The sequence below is a fragment of the Morganella sp. TYF_1 genome (genome assembly GCF_043105645.1).
GTDB classification, from domain to species: Bacteria; Pseudomonadota; Gammaproteobacteria; order Enterobacterales; family Enterobacteriaceae; genus Morganella; species Morganella morganii_B.
This window is the reverse complement of record NZ_JBICLU010000025.1, coordinates 40,572-53,744: the sequence shown is the minus strand read 5'-3', so window position 1 is coordinate 53,744 and position 13,173 is coordinate 40,572. Positions and strand designations below refer to the sequence as shown.

At 51.7% G+C, this 13,173-nt stretch carries 15 protein-coding genes; 12 read left to right on the top strand and 3 right to left on the bottom strand.

Annotated features, from left to right (window positions below; all coding sequences use genetic code 11):
- Positions 1 to 95 precede the first annotated feature (95 nt).
- The gene (locus ACF8OF_RS11800) at positions 96 to 596 is read left to right on the top strand and encodes a DUF4377 domain-containing protein (protein WP_279799937.1); all 501 of its coding nucleotides are present in this window, start codon (positions 96 to 98) and stop codon (positions 594 to 596) included.
- Positions 597 to 741: 145 nt separating this feature from the next.
- Here ACF8OF_RS11800 and ACF8OF_RS11795 read toward each other — a convergent pair whose 3' ends face one another.
- Together ACF8OF_RS11795 and ACF8OF_RS11790 are read right to left on the bottom strand one after the other, a co-directional pair.
- Positions 742 to 849 carry an MliC family protein gene (locus ACF8OF_RS11795; RefSeq protein WP_392496735.1) on the bottom strand — a complete coding sequence of 36 codons (108 nt, stop codon included), beginning with the start codon at positions 847 to 849 and terminating at the stop codon, positions 742 to 744.
- A 257-nt stretch (positions 850 to 1,106) separates the two neighbouring features.
- Positions 1,107 to 1,832, bottom strand: a complete 726-nt coding sequence (locus ACF8OF_RS11790) for a hypothetical protein (RefSeq protein ID WP_392496734.1) — start codon at positions 1,830 to 1,832, stop codon at positions 1,107 to 1,109.
- A gap of 295 nt (positions 1,833 to 2,127) precedes the next feature.
- Here ACF8OF_RS11790 and ACF8OF_RS11785 point away from each other — a divergent pair, with 295 nt between their 5' ends.
- Entirely contained in the window at positions 2,128 to 3,186 is a 1,059-nt protein-coding gene (locus ACF8OF_RS11785) for a hypothetical protein (protein WP_392496733.1), read from the top strand.
- Between the two features lie 262 nt (positions 3,187 to 3,448).
- Here ACF8OF_RS11785 and fliE read toward each other — a convergent pair whose 3' ends face one another.
- Positions 3,449 to 3,760, bottom strand: coding sequence for a flagellar hook-basal body complex protein FliE (gene fliE / locus ACF8OF_RS11780; RefSeq protein WP_025152206.1), 312 nt, complete (start codon positions 3,758 to 3,760; stop codon positions 3,449 to 3,451).
- A 274-nt stretch (positions 3,761 to 4,034) separates the two neighbouring features.
- On the opposite strand from fliE, the gene fliF reads away from it, so the two are divergent.
- The 10 genes from fliF to fliO all read left to right on the top strand — a co-directional run bounded on the left by fliF (position 4,035) and on the right by fliO (position 13,169).
- A complete protein-coding gene (gene fliF / locus ACF8OF_RS11775) occupies positions 4,035 to 5,735 on the top strand; it encodes a flagellar basal-body MS-ring/collar protein FliF (RefSeq protein ID WP_392496732.1) in 1,701 nt (566 codons plus the stop codon).
- Positions 5,732 to 6,724 carry a flagellar motor switch protein FliG gene (gene fliG / locus ACF8OF_RS11770; RefSeq protein WP_024473852.1) on the top strand — a complete coding sequence of 331 codons (993 nt, stop codon included), beginning with the start codon at positions 5,732 to 5,734 and terminating at the stop codon, positions 6,722 to 6,724. The genes fliF and fliG overlap by 4 nt, the downstream gene beginning before the upstream one ends.
- Positions 6,717 to 7,448, top strand: a complete 732-nt coding sequence (gene fliH, locus ACF8OF_RS11765; protein ID WP_262858842.1) for a flagellar assembly protein FliH — start codon at positions 6,717 to 6,719, stop codon at positions 7,446 to 7,448. The genes fliG and fliH overlap by 8 nt, the downstream gene beginning before the upstream one ends.
- Positions 7,445 to 8,809: a flagellar protein export ATPase FliI gene (fliI, locus tag ACF8OF_RS11760; RefSeq protein ID WP_262858734.1), complete on the top strand. Its 1,365-nt coding sequence runs from the start codon at positions 7,445 to 7,447 to the stop codon at positions 8,807 to 8,809. The genes fliH and fliI overlap by 4 nt, the downstream gene beginning before the upstream one ends.
- Before the next feature lie 11 nt (positions 8,810 to 8,820).
- Positions 8,821 to 9,264: a flagellar export protein FliJ gene (gene fliJ, locus ACF8OF_RS11755; RefSeq protein ID WP_262858735.1), complete on the top strand. Its 444-nt coding sequence runs from the start codon at positions 8,821 to 8,823 to the stop codon at positions 9,262 to 9,264.
- The gene (locus ACF8OF_RS11750; protein ID WP_392496730.1) at positions 9,249 to 10,628 is read left to right on the top strand and encodes a flagellar hook-length control protein FliK; all 1,380 of its coding nucleotides are present in this window, start codon (positions 9,249 to 9,251) and stop codon (positions 10,626 to 10,628) included. The genes fliJ and ACF8OF_RS11750 overlap by 16 nt, the downstream gene beginning before the upstream one ends.
- 164 nt (positions 10,629 to 10,792) lie before the next feature.
- Complete coding sequence (gene fliL / locus ACF8OF_RS11745) at positions 10,793 to 11,278, top strand: flagellar basal body-associated protein FliL (RefSeq protein WP_392496729.1); 486 nt, start codon at positions 10,793 to 10,795, stop codon at positions 11,276 to 11,278.
- Positions 11,279 to 11,283: 5 nt separating this feature from the next.
- On the top strand, positions 11,284 to 12,297 hold the full coding sequence (gene fliM, locus ACF8OF_RS11740; RefSeq protein WP_262882988.1) for a flagellar motor switch protein FliM: 1,014 nt from the start codon (positions 11,284 to 11,286) through the stop codon (positions 12,295 to 12,297).
- Positions 12,290 to 12,700, top strand: a complete 411-nt coding sequence (gene fliN / locus ACF8OF_RS11735) for a flagellar motor switch protein FliN (protein ID WP_025152197.1) — start codon at positions 12,290 to 12,292, stop codon at positions 12,698 to 12,700. Before fliM ends, fliN begins: the two co-directional genes overlap by 8 nt.
- A gap of 1 nt (position 12,701) precedes the next feature.
- Positions 12,702 to 13,169, top strand: coding sequence for a flagellar biosynthetic protein FliO (gene fliO, locus ACF8OF_RS11730; protein ID WP_392496727.1), 468 nt, complete (start codon positions 12,702 to 12,704; stop codon positions 13,167 to 13,169).
- Positions 13,170 to 13,173 lie beyond the last annotated feature (4 nt).

The window sequence follows — 13,173 nt, the reverse complement described above, 5'->3', positions numbered from 1 at the left end:
GATAAAAAAGCGCCAATACGGAACTAACTCCGTTTTTATGCTGTCATAAACAGAGTAAAAACACACTGTTTTACTATACACATTAAGGACAACTGATGAAATCAGCCTATGTTATTGCTCCGCTCTTCTTATTAATGGCAGGATGCAGTCAGAATACCCTGACAACACCGGCAACGGATAATACCAAAACACTTTACATCGATTCTGAGCTGGCCGACTGCACAGGTGTCGCACCGATGAAGTGCATGAAAATAAAAGAATCTCCGGAGGCAGACTGGGAATTTTTCTATCAGAATATTGACGGTTTTACTTACGAACCGGGATACCAGTACCGGGTATCCGTCAAAACCACCCATATTCCGAATCCGCCTGCCGATGCACCCAATATCCGTTATCAGTTAATCTCCGTACTGAATAAAGATCCGGTAGCGGCGAAGGCAAACATTGGCATGGCGAACCCGGCATCGGTGTATTGTGAACAATCCGGCGGTAAAACAGAAATCGTGAAAGCAGAATCAGGCTGGACCGGTTACTGTAATTTACCGGGTGGTGAACGGGTTGAAGAATGGACTTACTACCGCAAAAATCATAAGTAAGCCGATCAAAAGGAGCGGGACAACCCGCTCTCTTTATTTATCCGGTATAAAAACTGTTTTTGTTATTTCACTAATTGACAGGTACGGCCTTTATCTTCAGCAACCTTGCCTTTCACCGCATCATCTTCTGAGATGGTGGCCAGGTTCAGTTCATTTTTCCGTTTGACCAAAGCTGGAAATTTTCCCCGACATAACGGGCACCACTGGCCGCAGGCGCTTCTTTCAGAACAATAATCTCATCGCTGTATACCATTACAGCGGTTGTGGCTCCGGGGTTCCGCTTATGCCGGTGAGATTCGAAATCTGCATAAAACCCTGACGGGACTGATTGAAGCCTATATTATTGGTCACGGTGCAATGGGGTTATTGCATTTTATCGTCTGGCTGCGGAAAAAATCAGTTTCTGATAATAATCAGACCCGTTAATGTTCTGTCAGGAGATAATGTCTCTCCGGCACCGCTGTAAAATAATAAGCCCGCCGGGGCTTATTATTTTTACGGCAACAGCAGCTAGTTATTTTTTTTCAGATTCGCCACTAATTTTTCCAGCAACTCTGCTTTATATAATACCGGTGCAATATTACCGCTCTCAATTAAGGCATTAGACACATCAGATAACTTAAAGCGGACAGCTTTCCCTTCAATACTCACACGGCTTGCAACCAGTGGGGTATTTTTTGTTTCCGTACCGGTCATAAACACACTCATCGCCGCAATATTCGGGACCGGTAATTTGCCTTTTTCCAGCACTAATGTCATTTGCAGCTTAAGGTCACCGGGAGCGGATTTTTTCGCTGATTGCAGGCGTTTAATCGCTTCCGGGGTGATCATCACACCGGCATAGAGCTCATCATTTGATAAGATATAAATCTCAGCATTTACCGCCTTCATATCATCCGCGATAAACCCGACCCCGACAGGAACGGTAAAGCGGGCATAGGAATTAAACTTCTCTTTGTAACACTCTTTATACTCTGCACCGGAAAAGACCGCCGGCAACTGCTCTTTAATTTTGATCAGACTTTTCGATTCTTTCCGTGAATCCTCAAAATCATTGCAGGCCGGTACTTCCACATTAATATTACCGGCAACCAGTTTATGCTCATGTGATATCAGATCATCTGTATTTACCGTGGTTTCAACATCTGCTTTACAGCCTGCCAGTAAGACAACCGGGATAAGAACAGGAAGGATTTTTTTCATTTTTTCACCACTCTGTGTTTCGGATCCATCCATTTAAACACACCGGCAGTGAAATGACAGAGATCCGGGGGATTTTTGCCGGAATACTTATACGGAGGCTTGTCTGAAAGCGTTACAACCGGGAGATACCTTACTTCTATGGCTATGGTGACCGGATCGGCCGGGGAGATCAAGGATTCACCTGGTTGCTATGGTGGTGGCGTTATGCAATAAAGTATATCGGGTTTCGTTCACTGTGTGACGGTGGCATTGATACAACCACACCACCGAATATTGCTGAATCGAATGATAAATCAAACCGTAACGAATAAAGTAGAGGTAATTAGCCATGCTCCCGCCAGTATCCATAAATACAGATACTTCAGCACATATTTCTCATCATAATTATCAGGCGGCCCCATTAACAACCGAGCGTGTGATACAAAATTCTTGCCTGACACAGAAGGATCAATGTAGTTCTCGTTCCATGGGACATCTCTCTTGGGGTGAATATGAACATCTTGCATCACTTCATGACAGAATTGACTTTATAAATAAAGTCACATCTTATATTACAGACAAAATTCCGTTGCGGGATACACCAATAACATTGATATCATTAGGTTCAGGTGGCTTACTGACAGAATCATTTATAGATGAACAACTTAAAAACTCAGGCTATAAAGACCTTAACTGGAGAGTCATAGATCCAGACTACCAAAATAATGGATATGAACAGTGCCGGAACGAATTTAAACAACGAGTCAATAATAACGTCATGGCATTTACAACGGAGCAGGCATATTTAAACGAGTCACCCGAACATTACGGGTTAGCTGAAAATGATAAAAATCACGGAGCCACTGTCATCTTATCTATTTTCCCTCCGACAGTATTACCTGAAGTAAGCTGCGACCCCGATAGTATGGTTCTCAAAGGAAGGTCTGTCGAGGACGTTAGCGAAGCAAATGGGATTTATTTGTTTGTTGTACCACCAAATTATAAAGAAATGTTAGATCAAATTCCACTCGTCTTATCTGAAGGGAGCCAGCTTATTGTTCTTAACTGTGCGCTAAAATGCTTAATCAATAAACAAGGGAATTATGAGATTAACGTTAGTCCATCTGAAACAGGTCGTTTTATAAATAATGAAACTAAACCCTATTTGGATTCTCTCAGTAAAACGTCCAATCCGACACAGAAGAAAATTGAGTTAAGTCATGTTGGCAACGCTTTTGATAAATATATTGAAAAACTAAATAATCGTGAACAACTTGGTATGAAGTTTTTTATTTCCGATTATGATGTAAGTATAGAAAAATTACAGGATTACTTTATTGAGAGCAATAATAAAACATTATTTGCGTCTTTTGATAAGAATGAAACTTCACTCAAGATGAATGAATAGCTTATATTTGAATAGCGATTTTTATAAAAAACCTGTGTATGAGGGTAACGTCGTCATTTTTCCGGCTTACCCTCATTTTGACTACTTTAACCGGTTTGCAAACGGATCACCTATCTTCAAAGATGATCCACGATGTATACGGAGCATGGATGAAGGAAAATGATGCCGACCAGATAGCCATTATGAACAACAATGCCCCACCCATGCCCCAATCAAGATACAGAAAAGCAATTTAACCTTTTATATCAATGTGTTAATACTTCTACACCGGCATTGACATAATTTCCTGATACGCCGCGACCAGCTTATTGCGCACCTGAATACCCATTTGCAGGCTCAGGCTCGCTTTCTGCATATCCACCATGACATCATTAAGGGAAATATCGGCTTTGCCGAGTGTAAAGTCTTCCGCCTTTTTTGCGGAATTAATGCGGGTGGTATTGATCTCATTCACTGCTGAGATCAGGTGATCACCAAACCCCGGCGCATCAACGACCGGCCTGGTCTGGTTTGCTGCCTGTGCTGCTGTTACATTCAGCTGGGAGACGACTCCCTCAATTGCCTGAATTGTCATGTTTTTTCTTCCGTTAACAGGGATTAATGTGTCCCCCGGAAACCACTTTCTGCTGAAAAAGGCACCGGTCACATCTTATTGCCTGCATACCCTAACACACCCTTTTTAACTTGAAGCCCGTAAATAACACCAAAATCACGGGCTGATTCTGTCATTAGATTGGTTATCCGCGGGGAATAATAGCAGCGTAAAAAAGTGACGTTACAAAGAGGGAAATTACGTTGTTTCGCCAAAACTATTTTCACCCGTCAAATCAGCAAGGCAGGGAATGTTTATGAGTGCCGCACCACAAGACACCGGAGATACCAAAAAGGGATTCGCCCTGATTATTGACCGCATTAAGGCTGATCCGAAGGTTCCGCTGATGGTCGCCGGCGCGGCGGCAATCGCCGTTATTGTTGCGTTGTTCCTCTGGATGCGCAGCCCGGATTACCGCGTTCTGCTCAGTAATCTGAGTGCCAAAGACGGCGGCGATATTGTCAGCCAGCTGACACAGATGAATATGCCTTACCAGCTCGCGGATAACGGCAGTGCCATTCTGGTACCTGCTGATAAAGTGCATGAGCTGCGGCTGAAACTGGCACAGGCCGGTCTGCCGAAAGGCGGTAACACCGGTTTTGAACTGCTGGATAAAGAGCAGTTCGGTATCAGTCAGTTCAGTGAGCAGGTGAACTATCAGCGCGCCCTTGAAGGGGAACTGTCACGCACGATTGAATCACTCAGCCCGGTTCAGACCGCGCGGGTGCATCTGGCGATCCCGAAGCCGACCCTGTTTGTCCGCGAGCAGAAATCACCGACCGCCTCCGTCACCGTCGGATTGCTGCCGGGCCGCGCACTGGATGAAGGCCAGATCAGCGCGATTGTGCATATGGTCTCCGGCAGTGTGTCCGGATTAACCTCATCCAACGTCATTATTGTTGACCAGGCCGGACGTCTGCTGACAAACAATGATAACAGCCAGCAGTCTGTCAGCACATCCCAGATGCGCCTGACTCAGGAAACAGAAGCCCGCCTTAAACAGCGTATTGAAGATCTGCTTGCGCCGCTGGTCGGTCGTACCAACGTACAGGCGCAGGTCACCGCGCAGGTGGATTACTCCAAAGTCGAGCAGACCGCTGAAGAATACAAACCAAACCAGCAGCCGGATTCCGCCGCTGTCCGCTCGCGTCAGAGCAGCCAGAGTCAGCAGAACAGCAACGGCGGCCCGGGCGGCGTACCGGGAGCGTTATCCAATCAGCCGGTCAGTGCCCCTTCCGCCCCTGTTGAAACAGCAAAAGCGGATACAAAAGATAATGAAACAGCATCCCCTGTCGATAATAACCGCAACAGCAACATTAATTCACAGAGTGATGAAACCACAAACTACGAAGTGGATCGCAAAATCAGTCATACCCAGCGCCAGATTGGCGTGGTTGACCGTCTCTCTGTCGCGGTAATTATTAACTGGCTGCCGCAGAAGAAAGAAGACGGCACTGAGGAAATGCAACCGCTGCCGCCGGAGATGATCAAAGAGATTGAAGCGCTGACCCGCGAGGCAATGGGCTATTCCGCCGATCGCGGCGACACGCTGAGCATCACCAACTCCCGCTTTACTGATGAAGGTCAGCTGACCGAAGAGCCGTCGCTCTTCACAAGCCCGGTCATCATTGCGCAGGTACTGGAGTACGGCAAAATCCTGCTGCTGTTACTGGTGGGCTGGCTGTTGTGGCGCAAAGGTATCAGACCGCAGTGGCAGCGCTACCGTAAAGCACAACAGGCGGAAGCGGAAGCCCGTATGTTTAAGGCAACGCAGATGAAAACCCCGCTCGTGGCTGATGAGGTTATCAGTGACGATATGGACGAGAAAACCCGCCGCCGCCTGACCCGTCAGCGTGTCAGCGCCGAAATTCAGAGCCAGCGTATCCGTGAGATGGCGGATAAAGATCCGCAGGTTGTGGCAATGGTTATCAGTCAGTGGTTAGGAAAAGCACAATGAATTTAAGCGGAACAGAAAAGAGCGCCGTCATGCTGATGACGCTCGGTGAGGACCAGGCCGCCGAGGTCTTTAAACACCTGAACAATAAAGAAGTTCAGCAGCTGAGTATGGCGGTGTCCAACATGCGTCAGGTCTCCAATGCCGAGCTGGCGGAAGTCCTGACGGAGTTTGAGGAAGCGGCGATTCAGTATGCGGCGCTGAACATCAATACCAATGATTATCTGCGTTCCGTGCTGGTCAAGGCGCTGGGTGAAGACCGCGCCGCCAGCCTGCTGGAAGATATCTTCGAGAAACACGAAAGTGCATCGGGAATCGAAAGCCTCAACTATATGGAGCCGCAGACTGTGGCCGATATTATCCGCGACGAACATCCGCAGATTATCGCCACCATCCTGGTGCATTTAAAACGCAACCTGGCTGCCGATGTGCTGGAGCTGTTCGACGAACGCCAGCGCAACGACATTATGCTGCGTATCGCCACCTTTGGTGGTGTCCAGCCTGCGGCACTGGCGGAACTGACCGAAGTTCTCAACAACCTGCTGGACGGTCAGAACCTCAAGCGCAGCAAAATGGGTGGCGTGAGAACCGCAGCCGAGATCATCAACCTGATGAAAAGTCAGCAGGAAGAAGGTGTTATCGGGGCAATGCGCGATTACGACGGCGAACTGGCGCAACGCATTATCGACGAAATGTTCCTGTTCGAGAACCTTATCGAAGTGGACAACCGCAGTATCCAGCGCATCCTCCAGGATGTGTCCAACGACTCGCTGGTTATTGCACTGAAAGGCTGCAACGAAGAGCTGCGCGAACACTTCCTGCGCAATATGTCCACCCGTGCGGCTGAGATTGTCCGTGATGATCTGGAATCCCGTTCACCGGTGCGCATGTCGCAGGTTGAAAATGAACAGAAATCCATTCTGCTGATTGTCCGCCGTCTGATGGAAACCGGTGAAATTGTGATTGGTGGTGGCGACGATGTCTATGTCTGATAAAGAAAACACCACACTGCCGTGGAAGCGCTGGCAGCCGCGGGAACTGAATCAGTGGGATTTAAATTCTTCGGTGCTCCCTGCTTTGTCCGATGAGCCGGAGCCGGAAAAGCCCAAAGTGCCCTGCCTCGAACCTCAGGAAGTGCTCGAGCAGATCAATCTGCTGGATAACCTGAAAGAAGAAGCGCAGCGCAGCGGTTTTCAGTCCGGTCATGAACAGGGACAAAAAGCCGGTTATGACGCCGGGTTTGCTCAGGGTCTGCAGGACGGTGCGGAACAGGGCCGTCAGCAGGTACTGGCAGAACAGCAGCCGCTCACGGAAGCGTGGCAGAAACTGTTGTCCGAGTTCAGTTATTCCCTCGACAGTTTTGACAGTGTGGTGACCACCAAACTGTTGCAGATTGCCCTGACCGCCGCCCGTCAGGTGCTTGGTCAGCCTGCGGTCTGTGACGGTACCGCGCTGCTGGAAGAGATCAGCCGTCTGCTTCAGCAGAAACCGCTGTTTGCCGGTCAGCCGGAACTGCGGGTTAACCCGGTACATATTGAGATGCTGGAGCAGCATATCGGCACCCAGCTCAGTCTGAACGGCTGGCAGCTGGTACCGGATCCGCAGCTGCATGCGGGCGGATGCCGTGTGGTAGCGGATGACGGCGAAATCGATATGAGTGTTGCCACCCGCTGGCAGGAGCTGTGCCGGTTATACGCACCGGAGACGTTATCATGACCGCGCGGATCGGCCGCTGGATAAGCGCGCTGGACAGCGTTGAGTCCCGGATGTCCGGTGTGGTGATGACCCGCCATTACGGGCGCCTGACCAAAATCACCGGGCTGGTGATGGAAGCTGAAGGCATCAAAATGCCGCTCGGTGCCACCTGTTTTATCGAGCGCGTGATCAACGGCAACACCGAAGAAGTTATCTGTGAAGTGGTCGGTTTTAACGGTCCGCGTATGCTGCTGATGCCGCTGGCAGAGCCGGACGGTATCGCGCCGGGTGCGCGCGTGTATGCACAATCCACCGGAAGCGGCGGGCAGACCAGCCGTATGCTGCCGCTGGGTGATGAGCTGCTCGGCCGTATTCTTGACGCCTCCGGCAATCCGCTGGACGGCAAAGGGCCGCTGGACGCCAAAACCCGGGCTCCGCTGACCACGCCGCCGATCAACCCGCTGGAACGTTCGCCGATTAAAGACGTGCTGGATGTCGGTGTCCGCGCTATCAACGCCCTGCTGACCGTCGGGCGCGGTCAGCGTATGGGCCTGTTTGCCGGTTCCGGTGTCGGGAAAAGTGTGCTGCTCGGCATGATGGCGCGTTTCACGCAGGCGGACATTATTGTGGTCGGGCTGATTGGTGAGCGCGGTCGCGAAGTCAAAGATTTTATTGAGAACATCCTCGGCGCGGAAGGACTTCAGCGTGCCGTGGTCGTCGCGGCACCAGCGGACGTTTCCCCGCTGCTGCGGATGCAGGGTGCCTCTTATGCCACGCGGATCGCGGAATATTACCGTGATCTGGGCCGCAATGTACTGTTAATTATGGATTCACTGACCCGCTACAGTATGGCACAGCGTGAAATTGCGCTCGCCATCGGAGAACCGCCTGCCACAAAAGGCTATCCTCCGTCGGTGTTCGCAAAATTACCGGCACTGGTCGAACGGGCAGGCAACGGTAAAAACGGCGGCTCTGTTACCGCGTTTTACACTGTACTGACCGAGGGGGATGACCAGCAGGATCCGATCGCTGACTCCGCGCGGGCCATTCTTGACGGTCATATCGTGCTTTCACGATCTCTGGCGGAATCCGGACACTACCCTGCTATCGATATCGAAGCTTCCATCAGCCGTGCCATGACCGAGCTGATTGAGAAAAGCCATTACCGGAAAATTCAGCGTTTCAAACAGCTGACCTCGGCTTACCAGCGCAACCGCGACCTGATTAATGTCGGTGCTTACGCGGCAGGCAGTGACCCGATGCTGGATGAGGCCATTCAGCGGTTCCCGTCTATGGCGGCGTTTCTGCAACAGGATATCGATGAGCGCTGTGACTACCCGGCCGCCTGTGAGCAGCTCAGTCAGGTGATACCGGACGCATAACGAGGTCGTCAATGTCAAATACGCATGCACTCACCACGCTGTTAAATTTAGCTGAAGAAGCCGCCGAAGAGGCGGCTAAAGTGCTGGCGCAGGTGCGTCAGACCCACACGCAGATGAGTCAGCAGCTGACCATGCTGGAGAATTATCAGGCTGATTACCGGCAGAAACTGAATCAGACACTGTATAGCGGAATGGCTGCCGATAAGTGGCAGAACTATCAGCAGTTTCTGGTCACCCTCGAACTGACCATTGAACAGCAGCAGGGTCAGCTGAACCTGTGGGAGCAGCGCGTCAGTGATGCCAACCGTCACTGGCAGGAAAAACAGCAGCGCGTCAATGCCTTCGATACCCTGATCCGCCGTGCGGATCATGCAAAAAATCAACGACAAAACCGGCTGGAGCAAAAGCAGATGGATGAATTTGCCCAGCGCGCGACTTTATGGAGAACCCGTTAATGGATGTCAACGCCGGTAGCAAAGCAGTCAGTTCAGCTGACAATACACTGAATAAACAGGGATCCCCGCGTGCGGAAGATGCACAGGCAACCGTCCTGCCGTTTCAGGCGGTGATGGATGCACAGCAGCCGCGCCCGGAAAAACCGGCACAGGCGGTACATGCGGTGAAACAAACCCGCAATGACACTGCCGCGCATAAACAGGCCGCAGAGGGTAAAACGGTCTCCGCACAGGAAAAACAGACCGGTGCCGACACCATGGCACAGCTGAATTTCTCCCGCCGCCTTGCCGGGGATACAGCCTCACCGGCGCTGGATGCAAAATTGCTGACCACCGTGGATGATGCACCTGCATTACCGCAGACAGACGGTGACGCTGACAATGCCCTGCTCGCGGCACTGAAAGAACGTCTGACCGGGAAGGAAAGCAACGCATCGGATAAAGCGGCCGCAGACACAAAACTGCATATTGATGACAACGGAAAAAACAGCGCCAAAACCACAGAACTGCCGCAGGACACGCTGACGAAGACCGGTGATAAGCCTCTGCTTACGGATGAAAATAACGATGCCCGCACCCTGTTTGTTGATGACAAGTCCAAACCGCGTGTGGATCAGCCGCGCTTTTCACTGACCGATGCCCAAAAACCGGATCAGAAAGCCCTGCCGGATGATTTTTTACCGCTGAATAAAAAACCCGCTGACACTTCCGTGCCGTTATCGCTGGCTTCCGCCGCTGATAACAGTGCCGATAACAGCAAAAGCGCATTCAGCATCAAAACAGAAAGCAGCGCCTTTCAGACGGTAACCGCGCCGGGCAGCCATACTGCCGTGCAGAGCCCGGCGCTGATGCCGGCAGCGGCACAAAGCACCGCCGCGCAGACCAATGCGCCGGTGGCTCAGCCTGCCATGCAGCTGACCGCGCAGCTCAGCAGCGAACTGTGGCAGCAGCAGGTCAGCCAGAATATGATCTATTTCTCCCGTCAGGGATTACAGCAGGCACAGCTGCGTCTGCATCCGGAAGAGCTGGGCTCGCTGAATATCCATCTTAAAATTGAGGATAATCAGGCGGTAATGCACTTTGTCTCCCCGCACAGCCACGTCCGCGCGGCGATGGAGTCCATGATGCCGGTGCTGCGCAACGCCCTTCAGGAGAGCGGAATTCACCTGGCGCAAAGCTCTGTCGGGCAGGAATATCACGGTAATCAGCAAGGCCCCGGTGATGATCGCCACAGCGGCGGCAGTGCTGACGGTATTGCTTCCGGCGGCAGTATCAGCGGCGTGAATATCAGCACCGATAACCTTGTCCGCCCGGCGGCACTTCATGACGCCCGCGCCCGCGGCGGGATCGATACCTTCGCCTGATCCCTGCGCATAACGGCGGTACAGGGGACTAAAGCCCCGAGTTACCGCCTTTTTGCTTCGTTTTTCCCCCCTTTAGTCCTTCAGAAGCACGCCATAATGGACGGGCTTACAGAGTATGAACCCCCTGCCGGGGTTCGCTATCAAGAAATAGGAATTCAGTTAACATGTCGTCTTCACGCAATGCCTCAAAAGGTTCCAATACCGGGTTACTGGTTATCTTTGCCCTGATTGCCCTCGCAGGAGCAGGTTTCGGGGGGTACAGCTGGTGGTCTTCTCAGCAGGACAGCACCACTGCCGGTACCGCAGACGAAAAACGGGTCAATATGCCTGAGCCTATCTTTATGGGCATTGAACCGTTTACCGTGAATCTTCCCGGTATGAACAACGGCCGTGATCGTGTGCTGTATATTGATATGACACTGCGTCTGGCCAACGAACGTTCCCGCAAACAACTCCATGAATATCTGCCGGAAGTCCGCAGCCGCCTGTTACTTTTGCTCTCACAGCAGTCCCCGCAGACGCTCAGTACCCATGACGGCAAACTTCAGCTGATGAAGGCAGTGAAAACCACCTTAGCGCCGACCGTGGTACAGGGACAGCCGGATCAGGAAATTTCGGATGTGTTATTCACCACCTTTATTCTCCGGTAAAACTGATGAGCGATAATATTTTATCTCAGGCAGAGATAGACGCGCTGCTCAATGGTGACTCGCCGTCAGAGCCGCAGCCTGCCGACACCGCACTCAATAAACGTAAGGACAACGTCCGTCCTTATGATCCGAATACCCAGCGCCGCGTTATCCGCGAGCGTATGCAGTCCCTGGAAATTATTAACGAGCGTTTTGCCCGTCAGTTCCGCATGGGGCTGTTCAACATGCTGCGCCGCAGTCCTGATATCACGGTCGGTGGTATCAAAATTGAGCCTTATCATGAGTTTGCCCGTAATCTGCCGGTGCCGACCAACCTGAACCTGGTGCATATGCCGCCGCTGCGCGGAACCGCATTGTTCACCTTTGAGCCGGCACTGGTTTATATCGCTGTCGATAACCTGTTCGGCGGGGACGGCCGTTTTCCGGTCCGTTCCGAAGGAAAGGAATTTACCAACACCGAACAGCGCATTATCCACCGCATGCTGAAACTGGCACTGAACGCCTACCGTGATGCCTGGAAGCCGATTGCCGAAGTCGATGTGGAATATGTACGTTCGGAAATGCAGGTGAAATTCACCAATATCACCACCTCCCCTAACGATATCGTGGTCACCACCTCCTTCCTGGTGGAAATCGGCAATACCGTGGGTGAGCTGAGTATCTGTATTCCGATCGCCATGATTGAACCTGTCCGTGAACGGCTGATTAACCCGCCGATGGAGCACGGTCACCAGGAAAATGAAGCCTGGGTGTCCAGTCTGGTGACCCAGGTGAAACACTCCGAACTGGAGCTGGTGGCGAATTTTGCTGAAATCCCGCTGCGGATTTCAAAATTACTGCAACTGCAGAAAGGGGATGTGATCCCAGTGGAGAAACCTGATCGCCTGATCGTCAGTGTGGACGGCGTACCGGTACTGACCAGTCAGTACGGCACCCGCGACGGCCAGTATGCATTGCGTGTGGAACATTTGATTAATCCTGTATTAAACACTCTGGACGAGGAAAAAACCAATGAGTGAGGCGAACAACACTCCTGATATGAACCCGGAACACGATGGCGAGTCTCTGTGGGCAGAGGCAATGGAACAACAAAAAAAAGCAGAAACCGGGACCAGTCAGGCGTTTGATAATCTCGACAGCCAGAATCCGCTGAATCAGCTGTCTGATATCAATCTGATTATGGATATCCCTGTCCGTCTCTCTGTGGAACTGGGCCGGACAAAAATGACCATCAAGAAGCTGCTGAGTTTATCCCAGGGCTCCGTGGTGGCACTGGACGGGCTGGCCGGTGAACCGCTGGATATTCTGATCAACGGCTATCTGATTGCTCAGGGTGAAGTGGTGGTGGTCTCCGATAATTACGGGATCCGCATCACCGATATTATCACCCCGTCTGAACGTATGCGCCGCCTGAGCCGCTGATATGACACCGACCGCATCCGGCACCCCCGTTTTACCGGCCGCAGAAAAAACGGCAGATAATGCCGTTTTTTCTTCCGTGACCCTGCCGCCGCCCGCTGCCGGTTCTCCGGCAATTAACAGCACGGACAGTCTGCTTCAGGTGTCCGGTGCCCTCAGCGGCATTATTCTGCTGATCCTGGGACTGACCTGGCTTGTCCGCAAATTCGGTTTTACCGCAAAACTGGCCGGTAAAAACCCGCTGCTGCGGATCAGAAGCACCTGTTCTCTAGGCAACAAAGAACGGCTGGTGGTGGCGGAAATTCAGGGCGAATGGCTGGTACTGGGTGTGACCACGCAGTCGGTGAATCTGCTGCACCGCTGTCCGGCTGACCCGGCAGCGGTGACGGATGCCCCTTCCGCCTTTCAGGCACTGCTGAAAACCAAACGTACCGCCAATAACGCTGCGGTACCGGCTGACGAACCACGCTGAGATT

What these genes read in the sequence shown, in the direction of transcription:
- ACF8OF_RS11795 (WP_392496735.1), bottom strand. Translation starts at nt 849, where the DNA reads ATGGTATACAGCGATGAGATTATTGTTCTGAAAGAAGCGCCTGCGGCC.
- ACF8OF_RS11790 (WP_392496734.1), bottom strand. Translation starts at nt 1,832, where the DNA reads ATGGATGGATCCGAAACACAGAGTGGTGAAAAAATGAAAAAAATCCTT.
- fliN (WP_025152197.1), top strand. Translation starts at nt 12,290, where the DNA reads ATGAGTGAGGCGAACAACACTCCTGATATGAACCCGGAACACGATGGC.
- ACF8OF_RS11750 (WP_392496730.1), top strand. Translation starts at nt 9,249, where the DNA reads ATGGAGAACCCGTTAATGGATGTCAACGCCGGTAGCAAAGCAGTCAGT.
- fliO (WP_392496727.1), top strand. Translation starts at nt 12,702, where the DNA reads ATGACACCGACCGCATCCGGCACCCCCGTTTTACCGGCCGCAGAAAAA.
- fliH (WP_262858842.1), top strand. Translation starts at nt 6,717, where the DNA reads ATGTCTGATAAAGAAAACACCACACTGCCGTGGAAGCGCTGGCAGCCG.
- fliG (WP_024473852.1), top strand. Translation starts at nt 5,732, where the DNA reads ATGAATTTAAGCGGAACAGAAAAGAGCGCCGTCATGCTGATGACGCTC.
- fliE (WP_025152206.1), bottom strand. Translation starts at nt 3,760, where the DNA reads ATGACAATTCAGGCAATTGAGGGAGTCGTCTCCCAGCTGAATGTAACA.
- fliI (WP_262858734.1), top strand. Translation starts at nt 7,445, where the DNA reads ATGACCGCGCGGATCGGCCGCTGGATAAGCGCGCTGGACAGCGTTGAG.
- ACF8OF_RS11800 (WP_279799937.1), top strand. Translation starts at nt 96, where the DNA reads ATGAAATCAGCCTATGTTATTGCTCCGCTCTTCTTATTAATGGCAGGA.
- fliJ (WP_262858735.1), top strand. Translation starts at nt 8,821, where the DNA reads ATGTCAAATACGCATGCACTCACCACGCTGTTAAATTTAGCTGAAGAA.
- fliM (WP_262882988.1), top strand. Translation starts at nt 11,284, where the DNA reads ATGAGCGATAATATTTTATCTCAGGCAGAGATAGACGCGCTGCTCAAT.
- fliF (WP_392496732.1), top strand. Translation starts at nt 4,035, where the DNA reads ATGAGTGCCGCACCACAAGACACCGGAGATACCAAAAAGGGATTCGCC.
- ACF8OF_RS11785 (WP_392496733.1), top strand. Translation starts at nt 2,128, where the DNA reads ATGCTCCCGCCAGTATCCATAAATACAGATACTTCAGCACATATTTCT.
- fliL (WP_392496729.1), top strand. Translation starts at nt 10,793, where the DNA reads ATGTCGTCTTCACGCAATGCCTCAAAAGGTTCCAATACCGGGTTACTG.